The organism is Streptomyces sp. NPDC127100 (assembly GCF_042724095.1).
Classification (GTDB): domain Bacteria; phylum Actinomycetota; class Actinomycetes; order Streptomycetales; family Streptomycetaceae; genus Streptomyces.
Window position 1 is genome coordinate 70993 of record NZ_JBHXFL010000010.1, and the last position, 22604, is coordinate 93596.

Genomic DNA, 22604 nt, shown 5'->3' on the forward strand with positions numbered 1-22604 from the left:
CCACGTCAGTCCAGTCCAGGAGATTCCGCAACCGTGGCTTCCACGAACGACCTCAAGAACGGCCTGGTGCTCAAGCTCGAAGGCGGCCAGCTCTGGTCCGTCGTCGAGTTCCAGCACGTCAAGCCCGGCAAGGGCCCCGCCTTCGTGCGCACCAAGCTCAAGAACGTGCTCTCCGGCAAGGTCGTCGACAAGACCTTCAACGCCGGCGTCAAGGTCGAGACGGCCACTGTCGACAAGCGCGACATGCAGTTCTCGTACATGGACGGCGACTACTTCGTCTTCATGGACATGGAGACCTACGACCAGCTGATGGTCGACCGCAAGACGGTCGCCGACGCCGCCAACTTCCTGATCGAGGGCTTCACCGCCACCGTCGCGCAGCACGAGGGCGAGGTGCTCTTCGTCGAGCTGCCCGCCGCCGTCGAGCTCGTCGTCCAGGAGACCGAGCCGGGTGTCCAGGGCGACCGCTCCACCGGCGGCACCAAGCCCGCCACCCTGGAGACCGGCCACCAGATCCAGGTGCCGCTCTTCATCACCACCGGTGAGAAGATCAAGGTCGACACGCGTACGAGCGACTACCTCGGCCGGGTGAACAGCTAACCGTGGCTGCCCGCAACACGGCCCGCAAGCGCGCCTTCCAGATCCTCTTCGAGGGCGACCAGCGCGGCGCCGACGTGCTGACGGTCCTCGCGGACTGGGTCCGGCATTCCCGGTCCGACACCCGGCAGCCGCCGGTGAGCGAGTACACGATGGAGCTCGTCGAGGGCTACGCCGAGCGCGCGAAGCGCATCGACGAGCTCATCGCCCAGTACTCGGTCGGATGGACGCTCGACCGCATGCCGGTCGTCGACCGCAACATCCTGCGTCTCGGCGCGTACGAGCTGATCTGGGTCGACGCGACCCCGGACGCCGTCGTCCTCGACGAGATGGTGCAGCTGGCGAAGGAGTTCTCCACGGACGAGTCGCCGGCCTTCGTCAACGGTCTGCTCGGCCGGCTGAAGGAACTGAAGCCTTCGCTGCGCCGCGAAGAGGCCTGACGTCCGTCCCACGTGCCATGGCAGGGCCCGCGGATCCGTCCGCGGGCCCTGCCGTCGTCTACCGGCCGTCCGGTCCCGGCGGCAGGACTCCGGGTGCGCCCCCGGGCAGGTCCCGTGGCGCACGCGCCGCGAGATCGATCGTGTGCAGCCGCGGCGGCAGCTCCGCCCGGACCCACGTGAGCATCCGTCGCCGGAGGGAAGCCGCCACGGCGACCTCGGCCAGCACCGGGGTGCCCGCGGCACCGCACACCACCACCGCCAGCAGGACGTCCCCGTCGAGCGGATGCCCCCGCCGATCGCACAGCCGCCACTCAGGATTGCTGCTGCCCGCGCCGTAGGCGGTGACGTACCGCTTTTCCTTCGTGCCGTTCGCCGCGTACTCGACGGCCGGCTCCGCCACGCCCAGGGGGACCGACAGGGCGATCCGGAAGCCGCTCCCGCCCGGGACGCTCCCCGTGCCGGGGGACAGGGCCAGCGCCGCGGGCGGCCGTGCGCCCTCGGGCGAGCCGAGCCGGATGCCGATGCTCGCCTCCTTGAACGACGCCGGGTCGCCCACGGGCCCCGGCCGGAACGCGCAGCCGAAAGCCAGCAGGAAGTAGTCGTCGTCCGGGGACGAGGCCGAGAGCAGGGCGGGGTCGACTCCCAGTTCGTGCAGTTGCCCGAGAGTCCGCCGGGTGACGTAGGGCTCGGTGACGGTCAGCCGCCGGCGGACGCGCTCCTCGGCCTGGTTGCCCTGAAGGGTCGCGGGCGCGACCAGATCGACGTCGTACCGAGTGAGCGAGGGCAGTTCCAGAACCATCAGACGGTTCTCTCCTCGGGGGGTGTCCAGCCACCGTGATAGGCGAAGGTCCCCCAGTCCCGGTACTGGGGGAAGCGGTCGCGGGTGACTGTCTGGGCGTGACGGAACGCGCGCCGGGTGTCGTGGTGGGCGGCGAGGTGCCCGTGCAGCTCACCGAAGAAGCACGTGGCCGCGTCGGTCCGCACCGGCCACAGACAGCCGACCACGGCCCTGGCACCGGCCAGCAGGAACGCGGCGGGCAGCCCGCGGGGGTTGTCGGCGAGGTCGAAGCGCCCGAGGGCCGATTCACAGGCACCGAGCGTGACCAGGTCGACACCGCGCAGGTCGTGGGCCAGCACGTCGTGGCCGAAGAGCCTGCCGTCCGCCCCCTCCCCCGACGGATCGAGGTACAGGCACTGGAACCACGAGGCGTCCCGGCTGTGCGCGCCGTGCGCCGCCACGTGGAGGTAGCGGGCGCCCTCGGCGCGGGCCAGGAAGGACGCGGGCGTCGCCTCCGGGCCGGTCAGGGTGACGCCGTCCGCGAACGCCGCGACCGCCGCCGCGTGGGCGTCCAGGCCCGGCTCCGGCCGCAGCCCCCAGGGCGTGCCGCCCAGCGCCGCGCCCAGGGACACCAGCCCCGAGCCGGCCCGGGCCCCGCGGGTCCGTGAGCCGGTGACACAGACCGGGCTCGGCACGGTGGTCACGGTCCAGTCGTCGGCCAGGGGACGCCCCGCCAGCCGCAGCAGGGGAAAGGGCATGAAGTGGAAGGGGCCGTGAGCCCAGAAGCACAGATGGCGCTTGCCCTCGCCGTGCAGTCGTGCCAGCACGTCCTCGAGTTCACCGATGAAGGGACCGAAGTCCAGTTCCTCCTCGCCGGCCCGGGTCACCTCCCGGTACAGCGGGTCGGCCTGGGCGACCGCCCGTACCGAGGCCACGTGATGGGCGAAAGGATGCAGGACCTGCCGGTAGCCGTCCCCGCGCACCTGGATCAGGCCGCCGGACACGCCCTCGAACCACCGTACCCGCAGGTCCTGGACGCCTTCCGCGCTGATCGTCAGGAAGTGCAGCGCCGCGGCGGGTCCGCCGTCCGGCCCGCCGGGCTCCGTTCCCGGCGGCTGCTCCGCCATCCAGAGCGAGATCAGCACCGTGTCGTGGGGCAGGCCCGTCACGACGTCTTCGAGCCGAGGGTGACCGGAGTCCGGGCGCTCCGGCCGGAAGAGGTACAGACTGCGGGAGAGCTGACGGTCGAACGAACGCCGCAGATTGCCCAGCAGCGCGGGATCGCCGTGGCCCGACGCGTGTTCCTGGGGGCCCGCGTAGCAGAGCATCTCCAAGTCGTCCTCGGCGACGTCGTCGATACGCGGCAGCACGCTCCCGGCGTGCCCGGCCTCCAGTGCGCGGACCCGGTCGCGGAGCTCCACCAGCACCGGCGCGGGGCGCCGGGGGCCGGGGGACTGCAGCGCGCGGGAGAAGTCGAGCGCCTTGGCGGCCGCGTGCAGCATCAGCGGCGCGACATCCGACCGACGCTCCCGGGGGAGGAGGCCGCCGAGTCGCTGGGCCGCCGCGGCGAGCGCGACGGCCGAGGGCTCGTACACGCCGGACTCCAGCAGCGGTGCGACCGCGGTGCGAAGGAGGACGACCGCCCGCATGACGGCCTCGCCGTCGCCCGCGTCGGCGCAGTCCACCATCCGTTCCAGCTCGCGCCGGACCTGTCCGCGCAGCCCCAGGACGGCGTAGTGGCAGGCGGCCACCGCGTGCAGGTGGACGGCTTTCGCCGGCTCACCCTCCAGCCGGTGCGCCCGGGCGGCCGCGGCCGAGACGCTGCCCAGCAGGCATCGCACGGCGTCGCCGACCTCGGGTGCGGCATCCTCCATCCCGTCGGGCAGCCGGTCCAGCACCGCGCGGGCCGCCCGCGCGAGCCCGGCCCCGTAGAGATGCGCCGCGCAGTGCACGAGGGGAGCGGCCTTGGCGGCCGGGTCCGCGAGTGTGCCGGCGAACGCGAGCCCGATCTCGGCGTCCGTGTCCTCGGCCGGGCAGGGCGTCGGGTCCCCGGGCAGCACGTGCGCGTGGCTCTGCCAGACCTCCCAGAGCCGCTCCCGCTCCCTCGGCTCCGGCAGGTCGGTGTGCACGGCGGCCACCAGCCGCCGCAGCGGGTCGCGCCGACCGGTCTCCCGCAGCAGGAGCAGCGCCTGGTCCACCGCGACCCGGGTCTCCCGCTCGCCCCGTGTCCGTACCAGCCGGGACAGCGGGAGGGGCAGCAGCGTCCCGAGCGTGTCGGGGGCGGGCACACCGTCGTAGTGGGCGAGGATCCGCCGCAGCCGTAACCCGTTCACCGGGTCGCGCGCCGGGTCGAGCAGCCGCACGGCGGACCGGCAGTTGTCCAGCCAGGATTCCATCATCCAGTTCTCGGCGCCCGGGTCGTTCATCAGGATGGCCAGGGCCTCGTTCACCGCGCTCAGACAGCGGGCGTGCTCGTGCCCGCGGCTCAGGCCCGCCGCCCCGTAGAGGTAGGGGAGGGCCTCCCGCGCGGCGTCCACGGGATGGGGCAGTGCGTCGACGGAGCCGGGGCCGTCGTCCCCTCCACCGGGGCCCGGGGCGAACAGGCGGCCGAGGAACAGGTCGCGGAGCTGCCGTTCCCGCAGGGCGAGCGCGTCGTCCAGCACGGGAGCGGCGATGTGCGGGTGCACCCGGAGGATACCCGCCGCGTACATGGTCTCGGCCAGTTCCTCCAGTTCCCCCGCCTGCCGGAGGACCTCGATCTGCTCGTCGGCCACGGCGCAGGCCAGCCGGAGACGGACCCCGCTCGGCCGTTCCGCGAGGTCGAGTCGCACGGCCTCCACCAGCAGGTCGGCGGCCTGCCACCACGGGGAGGACATGCCCCGCCCCCACCGCTGCTCGGACAGGGCCATGAGGAGCCGGGCCACCAGGTACCCCGCGGCGGGCGCACCGGCCTCGACCTGATGCCTGCCGAACTCCACCAGACGACGTGTCCGGTCCGGGGTCAGCGGCCAGTCGGCGGTCCGGACGTGCCGCTCGGCCGCGTCCTCGCCGACATGGCCGTCGTGGACGTCCTGCACGAGACTCACCAGAGCGTCCAGTACCTCGTCCGTCCGGTCACTCACCGACATGGCCGCCCCCAGTCCGACATCGGCTCGGATGGCAGGATCGTGGCACAGAGGGGCGGGTTCGCGTGCCGGATCGGGGCAGCCGGGCCGCGGACCGGGACGCCCGGGAAACGCGCCAGGGGGCGGAGCCGGGTGGCTCCGCCCCCTGGGTAGAGACGTTTCTGCAGAGGTCCCGGGCGGCTAGCCCTCGTCGTGGGACGCCACCGCGCGGCGCGCGTCCGCGTCCAGGACGCCCCAGCTGATCAGCTGCTCGGTGAGGACCGAGGGCGACTGGTCGTAGATGACGGCGAGTGTGCGCAGGTCGTCCTGGCGGATCGAGAGCACCTTGCCGTTGTAGTCGCCGCGCTGCGACTGGATCGTGGCCGCGTACCGCTGCAGCGGACCCGCCTTCTCGGCCGGCACCGTGGCCAGCCGCTCCAGGTCCAGGACCAGCTTCGGCGGCGGCTCGGCGGCGCCACCCGGGGTGGTGCCCGGCAGCAGCTCCTGCACGGGAACGCCGTAGAAGTCCGCCAGCTCGGCGAGGCGCTGCACGGTCACGGCACGGTCACCGCGCTCGTACGACCCCACCACGACCGCCTTCCAGCGGCCCTGGGACTTCTCCTCGACACCGTGGAGGGAAAGGCCCTGCTGGGTGCGGATGGCCCGGAGCTTGGCCCCGAGCTGTTTGGCGTATTCGCTGGACATATGGCTCCCCGGACAAGGTGTCGACGCGGCCGGCTGTGTGACTGCCGCGCGGCTGGTAACTCACTGTGAGGTTACGCAGCGTTACTCTTGTGCGTCAAGCCGAATGGTCCGCACCGGCTCTTCCGTGGTACCGGCGATCCGTTACGGCGAACGGGTGACGCGGACGCGGCGCGGGGGTGACGGGGGAGTGTCGGGGGCCCGGTCGGGGCCCTTCCGCGGACCTGATAGCGTAGGTGGCGCAAATCCGACGTCCTTTAAGGTCCGTCCCGTGAGGCGGAGAAGGAGGTCCGTTTCGTATGGACAAGCAGCAGGACAGCAGGCAGCAGGAGACGCGGTCCGACGCACGGCCCGTTCTCGAAGGGCCCGACATCGCGCGGGTGCTGACCCGTATCGCCCACGAGATCGTCGAACGCGCCAAGGGCGCCGACGACGTGGTGCTCCTCGGCATCCCGACCCGGGGCGTCTTCCTCGCCCGGCGGCTCGCCGACAAGCTGGAGCAGATCACCGAGCGCAAGATGCCGGTCGGCTCGCTCGACATCACCATGTACCGCGACGACCTGCGCACGCAGCCCCCGCGCGCCCTCGCCCGCACCGAGATCCCCGGTGACGGCCTCGACGGCCGCCTGGTCGTCCTCGTCGACGACGTCCTCTTCTCCGGCCGCACCATCCGCGCCGCCCTGGACGCCCTGAACGACATCGGCCGCCCGCGCGCGGTGCAGCTCGCGGTCCTCGTCGACCGCGGCCACCGCGAACTGCCCATCCGCGCCGACTACGTCGGCAAGAACCTCCCCACGTCGCTGCGGGAGACGGTCAAGGTCCAGCTCGCCGAGGAGGACGGTCGCGACACCGTGCTGCTCGGTGCCAAGCCGGACACCCCGGGCGCCCACCCGTAACACCCGGCACAGCCCGCACCGGTGCCAGGTGCCGACCCGGTGTGCCCCCGCACGCACCCGGCCGCCCGAATTATCCCGCTCTTCCGCATGAATCGCCCTACGGAGCCTGACAGATGCAGCGTCATCTCATCTCGGCCGCCGACCTCACCCGCGACGACGCCGTCCTGATCCTCGACACCGCCGAGGAGATGGCCCGGGTCGCGGACCGGCCGATCAAGAAACTCCCGACCCTGCGCGGCCGGACCGTCGTCAACCTCTTCTTCGAGGACTCCACGCGGACCCGGATCTCCTTCGAGGCCGCCGAGAAGCGCCTGTCCGCGGACGTCATCAACTTCACCGCCAAGGGCTCCAGCGTGTCCAAGGGCGAGTCCCTCAAGGACACCGCCCAGACCCTGGAGGCCATGGGCGTCGACGCCGTCGTCATCCGGCACGGCGCCTCCGGCGCCCCCTACCGCCTCGCCACCTCCGGCTGGATCGACGCCCACGTCATCAACGCGGGCGACGGCACCCACCAGCACCCCACCCAGGCCCTGCTGGACGCCTTCACGATGCGCCGCCGCCTGGTCGGCCGCGACGCCGGTCTCGGCAAGGACCTGGCCGGCCGCCGCATCACCCTGGTCGGCGACGTCCTGCACAGCAGGGTCGCCCGTTCCAACGTCGACCTGCTGCACACCCTCGGCGCCCAGGTCACCCTCGTCGCCCCGCCCACCCTGCTGCCGGTCGGCGTCGAGACCTGGCCCTGCGAGGTCTCCTACGACCTCGACTCCACCCTGCCCAAGTCCGACGCCGTGATGATGCTGCGCGTGCAGCGCGAGCGCATGAACGCCGCGTTCTTCCCGACCGAGCGCGAGTACTCCCGCCGCTACGGCCTCGACGGCGACCGCATGGGGCGGATGCCCGAGCACGCCATCGTGATGCACCCCGGCCCGATGGTCCGCGGCATGGAGATCACCGCCGAGGTCGCCGACTCCGACCGCTGCACCGTCGTCGAGCAGGTCACCAACGGCGTCTCCATCCGCATGGCCGTCCTGTACCTGCTGCTCGGCGGCGCCGAGTTCGGTGCGAGGAACGAGCCCGCCGTCACCCACGCCCGCACCCCCGAGGAGAAGTAAGAAGATGAGCAAGACCCTGATCCGCGGTGCGAAGGTGCTCGGCGGCGAGCCGCAGGACGTGCTGATCGACGGCGGAACCGTCGCCGAGGTGGGCACGGGACTGGACGCCGAGGGCGCCGAGGTCGTCGAGGCCGGCGGCAAGGTGCTGCTGCCCGGCCTGGTCGACCTGCACACCCACCTGCGCGAGCCCGGCCGCGAGGACTCCGAGACCGTCCTCACCGGCACCCGCGCCGCGGCCAGCGGCGGCTACACCAACGTCTTCGCCATGGCCAACACCTTCCCGGTCGCCGACACCGCCGGCGTCGTCGAGCAGGTCTGGCGGCTCGGCCAGGAGTCCGGCTACTGCGACGTGCAGCCCATCGGCGCCGTCACCGTCGGCCTGGAGGGCGCCAAGCTCGCCGAGCTGGGCGCCATGCACGAGTCCGCGGCCGGTGTCACCGTCTTCTCCGACGACGGCAAGTGCGTCCACGACGCCGTGATCATGCGCCGCGCCCTGGAGTACGTGAAGGCCTTCGGCGGAGTCGTCGCCCAGCACGCCCAGGAGCCCCGGCTCACCGAGGGCGCCCAGATGAACGAGGGCGTCGTCTCCGCCGAGCTGGGCCTCGGAGGCTGGCCCGCCGTCGCCGAGGAGTCGATCATCGCCCGCGACGTCCTGCTCGCCGAGCACGTCGGCTCCCGCGTCCACATCTGCCACCTGTCGACCGCCGGCAGCGTCGAGATCGTCCGCTGGGCCAAGTCCCGCGGCATCGACGTCACCGCCGAGGTCACCCCGCACCACCTGCTCCTCACCGACGAGCTGGTGCGGTCGTACGACCCGGTCTACAAGGTCAACCCGCCGCTGCGCACCGAGCGGGACGTGCACGCCCTGCGCGAGGCGCTCGCGGACGGCACGATCGACATCGTCGCCACCGACCACGCCCCGCACCCGCACGAGGACAAGGACTGCGAGTGGGCCGCCGCCGCCATGGGCATGGTCGGCCTGGAGACCGCGCTGTCGGTGGTCCAGGAGACCATGGTGGACACGGGCCTGCTGGACTGGGCCGGCGTCGCCGACCGGATGTCCTTCAAGCCCGCGCGGATCGGACGGGCCACCGGACACGGACGTCCCGTCTCGGCTGGTGAGCCCGCCAACCTCACCCTCGTCGACACGGCATACCGTGGCCGGGTGGACCCCGCGGGCTTCGCCTCGCGCAGCCGCAACACCCCCTACGAGGGACGTGAGCTGCCGGGCCGTGTGACGCACACGTGGCTGCGGGGCAAGGCCACGCTCGTCGACGGGAAGCTCACGTGACACCTGTAATCCTGCTGGCCGCCGGGAAGGAATCGGCGGAAGTGACCGACTGGGCCGCCCGCGTCGGCTGGGTCGTCGGCCTCGGCCTGTTCGTCGCGCTCGTCTACTGGCTGATGCGCGAGGGCTGGAAGTGGCGCGGCACCCTCCAGGGCGACCTGCCCCCGCTCCCCACCGCGCCGGACGAGCCGGGCCGGGCGAGACTGACGATGAGCGGCCGGTACCACGGCTCCACCACCGCCGGTCAGTGGCTCGACCGCATCGTGGCGCACGGCCTGGGCACCCGGAGCCGGGCCGAGCTCACGCTGACGGACGCGGGACTGGACGTCGTACGCCCCGGCGCGGCCGACTTCTTCGTCCCCGTCGCCGCCCTGCGCGAGGCCCGGCTGGACAAGGGCATCGCCGGCAAGGTGCTCACCGAGGGCGGTCTGCTGATCGTCACCTGGGCACACGGCGGCAAACTGATCGACTCCGGTTTCCGCTCCGACCACGCGGCCGAGCACAACGAGTGGGTCGAGATTCTGAACGACATGATCAACAAGACGGAAACGGAAGGCGCACGATGACGACCTCCACCAGGGGAGCCCACAGGACTCCCGCCGTACTCGTCCTGGAGGACGGCCGGATCTTCCGCGGCCGCGCCTACGGGGCCGTGGGGGCGACCTTCGGCGAAGCCGTGTTCTCCACCGGCATGACCGGCTACCAGGAGACCCTGACCGACCCGTCGTACCACCGCCAGGTCGTCGTGATGACCGCACCCCACGTCGGGAACACGGGCGTCAACGACGAGGACATGGAGTCCAGGAAGATCTGGGTCTCCGGGTACGTCGTCCGCGACCCCGCGCGCGTGCCCTCCAGCTGGCGCTCCACGCGCACGCTGGACGAGGAACTCGCCGCCCAGGGCGTCGTCGGCATCTCCGGCATCGACACCCGCGCCCTCACCCGCCACCTGCGGGAGCGCGGCGCCATGCGCGTCGGCATCTTCTCCGGCAACGCGCTGCCCGACGAGGGCACCATGCTCGCCGAGGTCCGCCAGGCCCCCGAGATGAGCGGCGCGGACCTCTCCGCCGAGGTCGCCACCACCGAGGCGTACGTCGTCCCGGCGATCGGTGACAAGAAGTTCACCGTCGCCGCCGTCGACCTCGGCATCAAGGGCATGACCCCGCACCGCATGGCCGAGCGCGGCATCGAGGTGCACGTCCTGCCCGCCACGGCCACCGTCGAGGACGTCTACGCCGTCGACCCGGACGGCGTCTTCTTCTCCAACGGCCCCGGCGACCCGGCCACCGCCGACCACCCGGTCTCGGTCATGCGGGGCGTCCTGGAGCGCGGCACCCCGCTGTTCGGCATCTGCTTCGGCAACCAGATCCTGGGCCGCGCCCTCGGCTTCGGCACCTTCAAGCTGAAGTACGGCCACCGCGGCATCAACCAGCCGGTGCAGGACCGTACGACCGGCAAGGTCGAGGTCACCGCGCACAACCACGGCTTCGCCGTCGACGCCCCGCTCGACAAGGTCTCCGAGACCCCCTTCGGCCGCGCCGAGGTCTCCCACGTCTGCCTCAACGACAACGTGGTGGAGGGCCTCCAGCTTCTGGACAGGCCGGCCTTCAGCGTCCAGTACCACCCCGAAGCGGCAGCCGGTCCGCACGACGCCGCCTACCTGTTCGACCGCTTCGTTTCCCTGATGGAGGGCCAGCGTGCCTAAGCGCACCGATATCCAGTCCGTCCTGGTCATCGGCTCCGGCCCGATCGTCATCGGCCAGGCCGCCGAGTTCGACTACTCCGGCACCCAGGCGTGCCGCGTGCTCAAGGCCGAGGGCCTGCGCGTCGTCCTGGTGAACTCCAACCCGGCGACGATCATGACCGACCCGGAGATCGCCGACGCCACCTACGTCGAGCCGATCACCCCCGAGTTCGTCGAGAAGATCATCGCCAAGGAGCGCCCCGACGCGCTGCTGCCCACCCTGGGCGGCCAGACGGCCCTGAACACCGCGATCTCCATGCACGAGCAGGGTGTGCTGGAGAAGTACGGCGTCGAGCTGATCGGCGCCAACGTCGAGGCCATCAACAAGGGCGAGGACCGCGACCTCTTCAAGGACGTCGTCGAGGAGGTCCGCAAGAAGATCGGCCACGGCGAGTCCGCGCGGTCCGTGATCTGCCACTCCATGGACGACGTCCTCGCGGGCGTCGACACGCTCGGCGGCTACCCCGTCGTCGTCCGCCCCTCCTTCACCATGGGCGGCGCCGGCTCCGGCTTCGCCCACGACGAGGAGGAGCTGCGCCGCATCGCCGGCCAGGGGCTCACGCTCTCCCCGACCACCGAGGTGCTCCTGGAGGAGTCCATCCTCGGCTGGAAGGAGTACGAGCTGGAGCTGATGCGCGACAAGAACGACAACGTCGTGGTCGTCTGCTCCATCGAGAACTTCGACCCGATGGGCGTGCACACCGGTGACTCGATCACCGTGGCGCCCGCGATGACGCTGACCGACCGCGAGTACCAGATCCTGCGCGACGTCGGCATCGCGATCATCCGCGAGGTCGGCGTCGACACCGGCGGCTGCAACATCCAGTTCGCGGTGAACCCGGCCGACGGCCGCGTCATCGTCATCGAGATGAACCCGCGTGTGTCCCGCTCCTCGGCGCTCGCCTCCAAGGCGACCGGCTTCCCGATCGCCAAGATCGCCGCCAAGCTGGCCGTCGGCTACACCCTGGACGAGATCCCGAACGACATCACGCAGGAGACCCCGGCCTCCTTCGAGCCGACGCTCGACTACGTGGTCGTCAAGGCCCCGCGCTTCGCCTTCGAGAAGTTCCCGAGCGCCGACTCCACCCTCACGACCACCATGAAGTCGGTCGGCGAGGCCATGGCCATCGGCCGCAACTTCACCGAGGCCTTCCAGAAGGCGCTGCGCTCCCTGGAGAAGAAGGGCAGCCAGTTCACCTTCGTCGGCGAGCCCGGCGACAAGAAGGCGCTGCTGGAGGAGGCCGTCCGGCCCACCGACGGCCGGATCAACGCCGTCATGCAGGCCATCCGCGCCGGCGCCACGCCCGAGGAGGTCTTCGAGTACACGAAGATCGACCCCTGGTTCGTCGACCAGCTCTTCCTCATCAAGGAGATCGCCGACGAGCTCGCCGAGGCGCCCGAGCTGACGGCCGGCCTGCTCGGCGAGGCCAAGCGGCACGGCTTCTCCGACCAGCAGATCGGCGAGATCCGCGGCCTGCGCGAGGACGTCGTCCGCGAGGTCCGGCACGCGCTCGGCGTCCGCCCGGTCTACAAGACGGTCGACACCTGCGCCGCCGAGTTCGCCGCGCGGACGCCGTACTTCTACTCCTCCTACGACGAGGAGACGGAGGTCGCGCCGCGCGAGAAGCCCGCGGTGATCATCCTGGGCTCCGGCCCGAACCGCATCGGCCAGGGCATCGAGTTCGACTACTCCTGCGTCCACGCCTCCTTCGCGCTCCACGACGCCGGGTACGAGACCGTGATGGTCAACTGCAACCCGGAGACCGTCTCCACCGACTACGACACCTCCGACCGGCTGTACTTCGAGCCGCTCACCCTGGAGGACGTCCTGGAGATCGTCCACGCGGAGCAGCAGGCCGGGCCGATCGCCGGCGTCGTCGTCCAGCTCGGCGGCCAGACCCCGCTGGGTCTGTCGCAGGCGCTCAAGGACAACGGCGTGCCCGTTGTCGGCACCTCCCCGGAGGCCATCCACGCCGCCGAGGACCGCGGCGCCTTCGGCCGCGTGCTCGCCGAGGCGGGCCTGCCCGCCCCCAAGCACGGCACCGCCACCACCTTCGCCGGCGCCAAGGCCATCGCCGACGAGATCGGCTACCCCGTCCTCGTCCGCCCGTCCTACGTGCTCGGCGGACGCGGCATGGAGATCGTCTACGACGAGACCCGCCTCGAGGCGTACATCGCCGAGTCGACCGAGATCAGCCCGTCCCGTCCGGTCCTGGTCGACCGCTTCCTGGACGACGCGATCGAGATCGACGTCGACGCCCTGTACGACGGCGAGGAGCTGTACCTCGGCGGCGTCATGGAGCACATCGAGGAGGCCGGCATCCACTCCGGCGACTCGGCGTGCGCCCTGCCCCCGATCACGCTGGGCGGCTTCGACATCAAGCGGCTGCGCGCCTCCACCGAGGGCATCGCCAAGGGCGTCGGCGTGCGCGGCCTGATCAACATCCAGTTCGCGCTGGCCGGGGACATCCTCTACGTCCTGGAGGCCAACCCGCGCGCCTCGCGCACCGTCCCCTTCACCTCGAAGGCGACCGCGGTGCCGCTGGCCAAGGCCGCCGCCCGCATCTCGCTCGGCGCGACCATCGCCGAACTGCGCGCCGAGGGCCTGCTCCCGGCGACCGGCGACGGCGGCGAGCTGCCGCTGGACGCACCGATCTCCGTCAAGGAGGCCGTGATGCCCTGGTCCCGCTTCCGGGACATCCACGGGCGCGGCGTCGACACGGTGCTCGGCCCGGAGATGCGCTCCACCGGCGAGGTCATGGGCATCGACTCCGTGTTCGGCACGGCGTACGCCAAGTCGCAGGCGGGCGCGTACGGGCCGCTGCCGACCAAGGGACGGGCGTTCATCTCGGTCGCCAACCGCGACAAGCGCTCGATGATCTTCCCGGCGCGCGAGCTGGTCGCCCACGGCTTCGAGCTGCTCGCCACCTCCGGCACCGCCGAGGTCCTGCGGCGCAACGGCATCAACGCCACGGTCGTCCGCAAGCAGTCCGAGGGCACCGGCCCGAACGGCGAGAAGACCATCGTCCAGCTCATCCACGACGGCGAGGTCGACCTCATCGTCAACACCCCGTACGGCACCGGCGGCCGCCTGGACGGCTACGACATCCGGACGGCGGCCGTGGCGCGGTCCGTGCCGTGCCTGACGACGGTCCAGGCGCTCGCCGCGGCGGTCCAGGGCATCGACGCCCTCAACCGCGGCGACGTGGGAGTCCGCTCACTCCAGGAACACGCGGCGTTCCTGACCGCGGCCCGCGACTAGCAGCCCCGAGGGGGACACCGGAAACGGTGTCCCCCTCTTCATGGGGCCCCACTGCATGAGGCCCGCCTTCACGAGGCCCTACGAGGACACATGTACAGGATCTTCTTCAAGCTCTTCTTCGCCCGCCTGGACCCGGAGCGGGCCCACCACCTGGCCTTCCGCTGGATCCGTCTCGCCGCCCGCGTCCCCGTGCTGCGCACCTTCGTCGCCGCCGCGCTCGCGCCGCGCCACAGGGAGCTGCGCACCGAGGCCCTGGGCCTGCGGATGCACGGCCCCTTCGGGCTCGCCGCCGGTTTCGACAAGAACGCGGTCGCCATCGACGGCATGGCGATGCTCGGCTTCGACCACGTCGAGATCGGCACCGTGACGGGGGAGCCGCAGCCCGGCAACCCCAGGAAGCGGCTGTTCCGCCTGGTGGAGGACCGGGCGCTGATCAACCGCATGGGGTTCAACAACGACGGTTCGCGGGCCGTGGCGGCCCGTCTGGCCTCCCGCAACCCCGTCTTCCGGACGGTCGTCGGCGTCAACATCGGCAAGACCAAGGTCGTCCCGGAGGAGGAGGCCGTCGGCGACTACGTGAAGTCCGCCGAGCGGCTGGCGCCGTACGCCGACTACCTGGTCGTGAACGTCTCCTCCCCGAACACCCCCGGCCTGCGCAACCTCCAGGCCACCCAGGCGCTGCGTCCCCTGCTGAGCGCCGTCCGCGAGGCCGCCGACCGGGCGGTGCCCGCACGGCGCGTGCCCCTGCTGGTCAAGATCGCCCCGGACCTCGCCGACGAGGACGTCGACGCCGTCGCCGACCTGGCCGTCGAACTCGGGCTGGACGGCATCATCGCCACGAACACCACCATCGCGCGCGAAGGACTCGGCCTGCGGTCGGCGCCCTCCCTCGTCAAGGAGACCGGCGGCCTCTCGGGCGCCCCGCTCAAGGCGCGCTCCCTCGAGGTGCTGCGCCGCCTGTACGCGCGCGTGGGCGACCGGATCACCCTGGTGGGCGTCGGCGGCATCGAGACCGCCGAGGACGCCTGGCAGCGCATCCTGGCCGGCGCCACGCTGGTCCAGGGCTACAGCGCCTTCATCTACGAGGGGCCCTTCTGGGGCCGTGCCATGCACAAGGGGCTCGCCGCCCGCCTGCGGCAGAGCCCGTACGCCACCCTCGCCGACGCGGTCGGCGCCGATGTGAGGAACTCCCGATGACCGGCACGACAGGACTCGAGCCCTTCGGCGCCCGGCTGCGCCGCGCGATGGACGCACGCGGTCCGCTGTGCGTCGGCATCGACCCGCACGCCTCCCTGCTGGCCGAGTGGGGCCTGAACGACGACGTGGCGGGCCTGGAGCGCTTCAGCCGCACCGTCGTCGAGGCGGTGGCCGACCGGGCCGCCGTCCTCAAGCCGCAGAGCGCGTTCTTCGAGCGCTTCGGCTCGCGCGGCCTCGCCGTCCTGGAGACGTCGGTCCGGGAGGCCCGGCAGGCCGGCGCGCTGATCGTCATGGACGCCAAGCGCGGCGACATCGGCTCGACCATGACCGCGTACGCCGAGTCCTTCCTGCACCCGGACGCCCCGCTGTTCTCGGACGCGCTGACGGTCTCCCCGTACCTCGGCTACGGCTCGCTGAAGCCGGCCGTCGACCTGGCCCGGGAGAACGGCGCCGGTCTGTTCGTGCTGGCCCTGACCTCCAACCCGGAGGGCGGCGAGGTCCAGCACGCCACCCGCGCCGACGGGCGGAACGTGGGGGCGACCATGCTGGCGCACCTGGCGGCCGAGAACGCGGGGGAGCGGCCGCTCGGCTCCTTCGGCGCGGTGGTCGGCGCCACCCTCGGCGACCTCTCCTCGTACGACCTGGACGTCAACGGTCCACTGCTGGCACCGGGGATCGGGGCGCAGGGGGCCACCCCGGCCGACCTGCCGCGGGTCTTCGGCACCGCGGTGCGCAACGTGGTCCCCAACGTCAGCCGGGGTGTTCTGCGTCACGGCCCCGATGCGGCCGCGTTGCGGAGCGCCGCGGACCGCTTCGCGGAGGAGATCGGCGGCGCGGTCACCGCGGCCTGACCATGGATACATGCGGAAAACCGAGGCAGTATGTCCTTAATGCCCGGCCTCACGGAGGCTGACCAGGACTTTTCCGCTGTTCTCGCTGACTCAGGTGGACTTGGACGCTAGTCTCCGGGAAGAGTCATCGGGCGAGCGTGTTGCTCGTAGCTCCCCTGGTGTGGGGCGACTAGGTTCCTCACCGGTCCGTATCCGACAGTTCGACATCCGAGGTGACGTAGGCGTGGCTCTTCCGCCCCTTACCCCTGAACAGCGCGCAGCCGCGCTCGAAAAGGCCGCCGCGGCTCGCCGGGAGCGGGCCGAGGTCAAGAATCGACTCAAGCACTCCGGCGCCTCCCTCCACGAGGTCATCAAGCAGGGCCAGGAGAACGACGTCATCGGCAAGATGAAGGTCTCCGCCCTCCTCGAGTCCCTGCCGGGCGTGGGCAAGGTCCGCGCCAAGCAGATCATGGAGCGGCTCGGCATCTCCGAGAGCCGCCGTGTGCGGGGCCTCGGCTCCAACCAGATCGCATCCCTGGAGCGCGAGTTCGGCAGCACGGGCTCCTGAGTCCCGGGCACTGCGCGATTGCTGGAATAATCGCTGCATGGCTGCAACACCCCGGGGGACGTCCCCCGTACCCCCGGACGCACGTCCGCGGCTGACCGTGCTCTCCGGCCCCTCGGGGGTCGGCAAGAGCACGGTCGTCGCCCATATGCGCAAGGAACACCCCGAGGTCTGGCTCTCGGTGTCGGCGACGACCCGCAAGCCCAGGCCCGGCGAGCAGCACGGGGTCCACTACTTCTTCGTCACCGACGAGGAGATGGACAAGCTGATCGCCAACGGCGAGCTGCTGGAGTGGGCCGAGTTCGCGGGCAACCGCTACGGCACGCCCCGCGCCGCAGTGCTGGAGCGCCTGGAGGCCGGTGAGCCGGTACTGCTCGAGATCGACCTCCAGGGCGCACGGCAGGTCCGCGAGTCCATGCCGGAGGCCCAGCTCGTGTTCCTGGCCCCGCCCTCCTGGGAGGAGCTGGTGCGCAGGCTCACCGGCCGGGGCACGGAACCGCCGGAGGTGATCGAGCGCCGCCTCGCCGCGGCCACGGTCGAGCTGGCGGCCGAGCCGGAGTTCGACGAGACCCTGGTGAACACCTCCGTCGAGGACGTGGCGCGCGAGCTGCTAGCCTTGACGAACGTCGTGTGATCGCGACAGGTCCAGCGACCCCGGCCGATCAAGGCGACTAAATCTTTCCCATCCATCGGAAGGTAGAGCGTGTCCTCTTCCATCTCCGCGCCCGAGGGCATCATCAACCCGCCGATCGACGAGCTCCTCGAGGCCACGGACTCGAAGTACAGCCTCGTGATCTACGCGGCCAAGCGGGCCCGCCAGATCAACGCGTACTACTCGCAGCTCGGCGAGGGCCTCCTCGAGTACGTCGGTCCGCTCGTCGACACCCACGTCCACGAGAAGCCGCTCTCGATCGCCCTGCGCGAGATCAACGCGGGTCTGCTCACGTCCGAGGCCATCGAGGGCCCGGCGCAGTAGAACCGGCAATAGTATTTTCAGCTTGAAGCTGACTTCTCCAAAGGCCCGGCAGCCCGTCTGCCGGGCCTGTGGTGTGTGATGGGGGCATACGCAATCCGAGGTCCGGGAGAGATGGTGGACAAGCCCAAGGTCGTTCTGGGGGTCAGCGGCGGAATCGCCGCCTACAAGGCCTGTGAGCTGCTGCGCAGGTTCACGGAGTCGGGACACGACGTGCGCGTCGTCCCCACCGCCTCCGCGCTGCACTTCGTCGGCGCCGCCACCTGGTCCGCCCTGTCCGGGAACCCGGTCTCCACCGAGGTGTGGGACGACGTCCACCAGGTCCCGCACGTGCGCATCGGGCAGCACGCCGACCTCGTCGTCGTCGCCCCGGCCACCGCCGACATGCTCGCCAAGGCCGCCCACGGCCTCGCCGACGACCTCCTCACCAACACCCTGCTCACGGCCCGCTGCCCGGTCGTCTTCGCCCCCGCCATGCACACGGAGATGTGGGAGCACCCGGCCACCCAGGAGAACGTGGCGACGCTGCGCCGCCGCGGCGCCGTCGTGATCGAACCGGCCGTCGGCCGCCTCACCGGCGTCGACACCGGCAAGGGCCGGCTGCCGGACCCGGGCGAGATCTTCGAGGTCTGCCGCCGGGTGCTCGCCCGCGGCGTGCGGGAGCAGGACCTCGCCGGACGGCACGTCGTCGTCAGCGCCGGCGGCACCCGCGAGCCCCTCGACCCCGTCCGCTTCCTCGGCAACCGCTCCTCGGGCAAGCAGGGCTACGCCCTCGCCCGCACCGCCGCCGCCCGGGGCGCCCGCGTCACGCTGGTCTCGGCGAACGCGGCGCTGCCGGATCCGGCCGGCGTGGACGTCGTCCCGGTGGGCACCGCCGTGGAGCTGCGCGAGGCCGTGCTGCGCGCGGCGGCGGACGCCGACGCCGTCGTCATGGCCGCCGCGGTCGCGGACTTCCGACCGGAGGTCTACGCCGCCGGAAAGATCAAGAAGAAGGACGGCCAGGAACCGGAACCGATCGCTCTGGTGCGTAATCCGGACATCCTCGCGGAGGTCTCGGCCGACCGGGCGCGATCCGGCCAGGTGGTCGTCGGCTTCGCCGCCGAGACGGACGACGTCCTCGCCAACGGCCGGGCCAAGCTGAAGCGCAAGGGCTGCGACCTCCTCGTGGTGAACGAGGTGGGGGAGCGCAAGACCTTCGGCTCCGAGGAGAACGAGGCCGTGGTCCTCGGCGCGGACGGCAGCGAGACCCCGGTGGCGCACGGCCCGAAGGAGGCTCTGGCCGAAACGGTGTGGGATCTCGTGGCCGAACGGCTCGGCTGAATGACCCATTCGTTTCCCCGGTGCTCGTGCACCCCGCACATTCGGGCGTGGCGAGCCTGGCCAACGGCCCTTCGCATTGTGCAGAATGCCCGTGCCGCAGGTCACAGCCCTTCCGAGAGCTGAGACGGGTGAGTCCGCGGCCGAGCGCGACCGATAAACTGTTCTCGGACGTCGCCGGGTGCAGCTCCCCGTGCCGTCCACCAATGATCAGCCAGCAGCCGCTGCAACCCCAGGGAGCGTTGTGTCCCGTCGCCTGTTCACCTCGGAGTCCGTGACCGAGGGCCACCCCGACAAGATCGCTGACCAGATCAGCGACACCATTCTCGACGCGCTCCTGCGCGAGGACCCGACCTCCCGGGTCGCCGTCGAGACGCTGATCACCACCGGTCTGGTGCACGTGGCCGGCGAGGTCACGACCAAGGCCTACGCGGACATCGCGACGCTGGTCCGCGGCAAGATCCTGGAGATCGGCTACGACTCCTCCAAGAAGGGCTTCGACGGCGCCTCCTGTGGCGTGTCCGTGTCGATCGGCGCGCAGTCCCCGGACATCGCGCAGGGCGTCGACACCGCGTACGAGTCCCGGGTCGAGGGCGACGAGGACGAGCTGGACCGGCAGGGCGCGGGCGACCAGGGCCTGATGTTCGGCTACGCGTCCGACGAGACGCCGACGCTGATGCCGCTGCCCGTCTTCCTGGCGCACCGCCTGTCCAAGCGCCTGTCCGAGGTGCGCAAGAACGGCACCATCCCCTACCTGCGCCCCGACGGCAAGACGCAGGTCACCATCGAGTACGACGGCGACAAGGCCGTCCGCCTCGACACCGTCGTCGTCTCCTCGCAGCACGCGAGCGACATCGACCTGGAGTCGCTGCTCGCTCCCGACATCAAGGAGTTCGTGGTCGAGCCGGAGCTCAAGGCGCTGCTCGACGACGGCATCAAGCTCGACACGGAGAACTACCGGCTCCTGGTCAACCCGACCGGCCGCTTCGAGATCGGCGGCCCGATGGGCGACGCCGGCCTGACCGGCCGCAAGATCATCATCGACACCTACGGCGGCATGGCCCGCCACGGCGGCGGTGCCTTCTCGGGCAAGGACCCGTCCAAGGTGGACCGCTCGGCGGCGTACGCGATGCGCTGGGTCGCCAAGAACGTCGTCGCCGCGGGCCTCGCCTCCCGCTGCGAGGTCCAGGTCGCCTACGCGATCGGCAAGGCCGAGCCGGTCGGTCTGTTCGTCGAGACCTTCGGCACCGCCAAGGTCGACCCCGAGAAGATCGAGCGGGCGATCGACGAGGTCTTCGACCTCCGCCCGGCCGCGATCATCCGCGACCTCGACCTGCTCCGCCCGATCTACGCCCAGACCGCGGCCTACGGCCACTTCGGCCGCGAGCTCCCCGACTTCACCTGGGAGCGCACCGACCGCGTCGACGCCCTGCGCAAGGCGGCGGGGCTGTAACGGCGGTCCGTACCGACGGCACGTCGCGAGGCCCGGGGTCCCCGGCGGGGATGCCGGGCCTCGGCGCGTCCGGAGCCGAAGCCGGACGGCGGGAAGCGGGCGTCGTCGTCTGTCAGTGGTCTTTGGTAGGAATGCAGGCGTGAGCAGCGAGAACGAACCGGCGGCCGGAGGCGCGGACGACGCGCCCCCCGAGCAGCTCGCGCTCATCCGGGAGACCGTGCGGGAGGCGAGGACCCCGCGGGCCAAGCCGCGGACCTGGCGCGGCGCGGCGCTCGCCAAGGAGCTGCCCGTCGCCCGGGTGCTGGTCGACAAGGGCGTGCTCCACCTCGACCGGTACTTCGACTACGCCGTGCCGGAGGAACTCGACGCCGACGCCCAGCCGGGCGTCCGGGTGCGGGTGCGCTTCGGGGCCGGACGACACCGGGTGCGGGACGGGCGGCGCGAGGGCGGCGGCCTCATCGACGGCTTCCTGGTGGAGCGGCTTCCGGAGTCCGACTACGCGGGACCGCTGGCCGCGCTGGCCCAGGTCGTGTCGCCCGAGCGGGTGCTCGACGCCGAGCTGCTCGGTCTCGCCCGGGCCGTCGCCGACCGGTACGCCGGCAGCCTCGCCGACGTGCTTCAGCTCGCCGTGCCGCCGCGCAGCGCGCGGGCCGAGAAGCGGCCCTCGCCCGACCCGCTGCCCCCGCCCCCGGTGCCCGAGCCGGGGCCCTGGACGCGGTACGAGCAGGGCGCCGGGTTCGTCGCGTCCCTCGCGTCGGGCGGCGCGCCGCGCGCCGTGTGGAACGCGTTGCCCGGCCCCGGGTGGGCCGAGGAGCTGGCGCGGGCCGTCGCGGCCACGCTGGCCTCCGGCCGGGGCGCGCTCGTCGTCCTCCCGGACGGGCGGGCGGTCGCCCGGGCCGACGCCGCGCTGACCGCCCTGCTCGGCGAGGGCCGGCACGCGGTGCTCACCGCCGACGCCGGGCCCGAGAAGCGGTACGCGCAGTGGCTCGCGGTGCGCCGGGGGGCGGTGCGGGCCGTCGTCGGGACCCGGGCCGCCATGTTCGCGCCGGTGCGGGACCTCGGGCTGGTCGCGCTCTGGGACGACGGCGACGACAGCCACGGCGAGCCGCACGCCCCCCAGCCGCACGCGCGCGAGGTGCTGCTGCTGCGCGCGGCCCAGGACAGGTGCGCCTTCCTGCTGGGCGGCTGGAACTGCACCGTGGAGGCCGCCCAGCTCGTCGAGACCGGCTGGGCCCGGCCGCTGGTCGCCGCACGGGAGCAGGTGCGGGCCGCCGCCCCGCTGGTCCGGACCGTGGGGGACGGGGACCTGGCCCGTGACGAGGCGGCCCGGGCCGCGCGGCTGCCCTCGCTCGCCTGGCAGGTCGTCAGGGACGGGCTGCGGCAGGGACCGGTTCTCGTGCAGGTGCCCCGGCGCGGATACGTGCCGCGGATGGCGTGTGCCGCCTGCCGGACGCCCGCGCGGTGCCGGCACTGTTCCGGGCCGCTGGAGGGGCAGGAGTCCGGGCCGGCGCTGCGCTGCGGGTGGTGCGGGCGCGAGGAGGGCGCCTGGCACTGCCCGGAGTGCGGGGCCTTCCGGCTGCGCGCGCAGATCGTGGGGGCCCGCCGTACCGCCGAGGAGCTGGGCCGTGCCTTCCCGGCGGTGCCGGTGCGCACCTCGGGACGCGAGCATGTGCTGGACACCGTGTCGCGGACGCCGGCGCTGGTCGTGAGCACCCCCGGCGCCGAGCCCGTCGCCGAGGGCGGTTACGCGGCGGCCCTGCTGCTCGACGGCTGGGCCATGCTCGGGCGGCCCGACCTGCGCGCCGGTGAGGACGCGCTGCGGCGCTGGCTCGCCGCGGCCGCGTTGGTGCGCCCGCAGCAGGCCGGCGGCACCGTGGTCGTGGTCGCCGAGCCGACCCTGCGGCCGGTGCAGGCTCTGGTGCGCTGGGACCCCGTCGGCCATGCGGTGCGCGAGCTGGCCGAGCGGGCGGAGCTGGGCTTTCCGCCGGTGTCGCGGATGGCGTCCGTGGCGGGGCCGCCGGAGGCGGTGGCCGGCTTCCTCGGCGCGGTGAGGCTGCCGCGGGAGGCGGAGATCCTGGGACCCGTGCCGCTCCCCGTCACGGCGCCGGGGCGCCCGCGCCGGGTGGGCGGGCCGCCGCCGGGGGAGCGGTGGGAGCGGGCGCTGGTCCGGGTGCCGCCGGGGAGCGGGGCCGCGCTGGCCGGTGCGTTGAAGGCCGCGCAGGCGGCACGGATGGCACGCGGGAGCGACGCGGCGGTGTGGGTGCGGATCGATCCGCCCGACATCGGGTGAGGAGCGGGCGTCGGCCGCGGACGAGGGCGATGCCCGGGTGTGCCGTGAGGGGGATG

General features: G+C 72.2%; 19 protein-coding genes. 16 read left to right on the forward strand and 3 right to left on the reverse strand.

Annotated elements, in window-relative coordinates:
* Positions 1 to 33: 33 nt before the first annotated feature.
* The gene (gene efp, locus ACFWJB_RS13130) at positions 34 to 600 is read left to right on the forward strand and encodes an elongation factor P (RefSeq protein WP_385470944.1); all 567 of its coding nucleotides are present in this window, start codon (positions 34 to 36) and stop codon (positions 598 to 600) included.
* Positions 601 to 602: 2 nt separating this feature from the next.
* Positions 603 to 1037, forward strand: coding sequence for a transcription antitermination factor NusB (gene nusB, locus ACFWJB_RS13135; protein WP_385470946.1), 435 nt, complete (start codon positions 603 to 605; stop codon positions 1035 to 1037).
* Between the two features lie 58 nt (positions 1038 to 1095).
* Here the strand turns inward: nusB and ACFWJB_RS13140 are convergent, their stop codons facing one another.
* The 3 genes from ACFWJB_RS13140 to bldD all read right to left on the reverse strand — a co-directional run bounded on the left by ACFWJB_RS13140 (position 1096) and on the right by bldD (position 5624).
* Complete coding sequence (locus tag ACFWJB_RS13140) at positions 1096 to 1836, reverse strand: hypothetical protein (protein WP_385457881.1); 741 nt, start codon at positions 1834 to 1836, stop codon at positions 1096 to 1098.
* Complete coding sequence (locus ACFWJB_RS13145; protein ID WP_386922160.1) at positions 1836 to 4943, reverse strand: CHAT domain-containing protein; 3108 nt, start codon at positions 4941 to 4943, stop codon at positions 1836 to 1838. The genes ACFWJB_RS13140 and ACFWJB_RS13145 overlap by 1 nt, the downstream gene beginning before the upstream one ends.
* 177 nt (positions 4944 to 5120) lie before the next feature.
* Complete coding sequence (bldD, locus tag ACFWJB_RS13150) at positions 5121 to 5624, reverse strand: transcriptional regulator BldD (protein WP_385457877.1); 504 nt, start codon at positions 5622 to 5624, stop codon at positions 5121 to 5123.
* Positions 5625 to 5920: 296 nt separating this feature from the next.
* Between bldD and pyrR the strand changes: the two genes are divergently transcribed.
* The 14 genes from pyrR (at position 5921) to ACFWJB_RS13220 (ending at position 22548) form a co-directional block, all read left to right on the forward strand.
* Positions 5921 to 6517 carry a bifunctional pyr operon transcriptional regulator/uracil phosphoribosyltransferase PyrR gene (pyrR, locus tag ACFWJB_RS13155; RefSeq protein WP_386922163.1) on the forward strand — a complete coding sequence of 199 codons (597 nt, stop codon included), beginning with the start codon at positions 5921 to 5923 and terminating at the stop codon, positions 6515 to 6517.
* Between the two features lie 113 nt (positions 6518 to 6630).
* Positions 6631 to 7629: an aspartate carbamoyltransferase catalytic subunit gene (locus ACFWJB_RS13160; RefSeq protein ID WP_385457873.1), complete on the forward strand. Its 999-nt coding sequence runs from the start codon at positions 6631 to 6633 to the stop codon at positions 7627 to 7629.
* A gap of 4 nt (positions 7630 to 7633) precedes the next feature.
* Positions 7634 to 8920, forward strand: a complete 1287-nt coding sequence (locus ACFWJB_RS13165; RefSeq protein ID WP_385457871.1) for a dihydroorotase — start codon at positions 7634 to 7636, stop codon at positions 8918 to 8920.
* Positions 8917 to 9483, forward strand: coding sequence for a hypothetical protein (locus tag ACFWJB_RS13170; RefSeq protein ID WP_385457869.1), 567 nt, complete (start codon positions 8917 to 8919; stop codon positions 9481 to 9483). Before ACFWJB_RS13165 ends, ACFWJB_RS13170 begins: the two co-directional genes overlap by 4 nt.
* The gene (gene carA / locus ACFWJB_RS13175) at positions 9480 to 10622 is read left to right on the forward strand and encodes a glutamine-hydrolyzing carbamoyl-phosphate synthase small subunit (RefSeq protein WP_385457867.1); all 1143 of its coding nucleotides are present in this window, start codon (positions 9480 to 9482) and stop codon (positions 10620 to 10622) included. The genes ACFWJB_RS13170 and carA overlap by 4 nt, the downstream gene beginning before the upstream one ends.
* Entirely contained in the window at positions 10615 to 13923 is a 3309-nt protein-coding gene (gene carB, locus ACFWJB_RS13180) for a carbamoyl-phosphate synthase large subunit (RefSeq protein ID WP_385457865.1), read from the forward strand. Before carA ends, carB begins: the two co-directional genes overlap by 8 nt.
* Before the next feature lie 90 nt (positions 13924 to 14013).
* A complete protein-coding gene (locus tag ACFWJB_RS13185; RefSeq protein ID WP_385457863.1) occupies positions 14014 to 15120 on the forward strand; it encodes a quinone-dependent dihydroorotate dehydrogenase in 1107 nt (368 codons plus the stop codon).
* Positions 15117 to 15971: an orotidine-5'-phosphate decarboxylase gene (pyrF, locus tag ACFWJB_RS13190; RefSeq protein WP_386922165.1), complete on the forward strand. Its 855-nt coding sequence runs from the start codon at positions 15117 to 15119 to the stop codon at positions 15969 to 15971. The genes ACFWJB_RS13185 and pyrF overlap by 4 nt, the downstream gene beginning before the upstream one ends.
* Before the next feature lie 223 nt (positions 15972 to 16194).
* Positions 16195 to 16518, forward strand: a complete 324-nt coding sequence (locus ACFWJB_RS13195; protein WP_003977346.1) for an integration host factor — start codon at positions 16195 to 16197, stop codon at positions 16516 to 16518.
* 37 nt (positions 16519 to 16555) lie between these two features.
* Positions 16556 to 17149: a guanylate kinase gene (gene gmk / locus ACFWJB_RS13200; RefSeq protein WP_385457860.1), complete on the forward strand. Its 594-nt coding sequence runs from the start codon at positions 16556 to 16558 to the stop codon at positions 17147 to 17149.
* 69 nt (positions 17150 to 17218) lie between these two features.
* Positions 17219 to 17491: a DNA-directed RNA polymerase subunit omega gene (gene rpoZ / locus ACFWJB_RS13205; protein ID WP_003977348.1), complete on the forward strand. Its 273-nt coding sequence runs from the start codon at positions 17219 to 17221 to the stop codon at positions 17489 to 17491.
* A gap of 114 nt (positions 17492 to 17605) precedes the next feature.
* Positions 17606 to 18808: a bifunctional phosphopantothenoylcysteine decarboxylase/phosphopantothenate--cysteine ligase CoaBC gene (gene coaBC / locus ACFWJB_RS13210; RefSeq protein WP_386922251.1), complete on the forward strand. Its 1203-nt coding sequence runs from the start codon at positions 17606 to 17608 to the stop codon at positions 18806 to 18808.
* Between the two features lie 241 nt (positions 18809 to 19049).
* The gene (metK, locus tag ACFWJB_RS13215) at positions 19050 to 20258 is read left to right on the forward strand and encodes a methionine adenosyltransferase (protein ID WP_386922168.1); all 1209 of its coding nucleotides are present in this window, start codon (positions 19050 to 19052) and stop codon (positions 20256 to 20258) included.
* A gap of 139 nt (positions 20259 to 20397) precedes the next feature.
* A complete protein-coding gene (locus tag ACFWJB_RS13220) occupies positions 20398 to 22548 on the forward strand; it encodes a primosomal protein N' (protein ID WP_386922173.1) in 2151 nt (716 codons plus the stop codon).
* Positions 22549 to 22604: the final 56 nt, after the last annotated feature.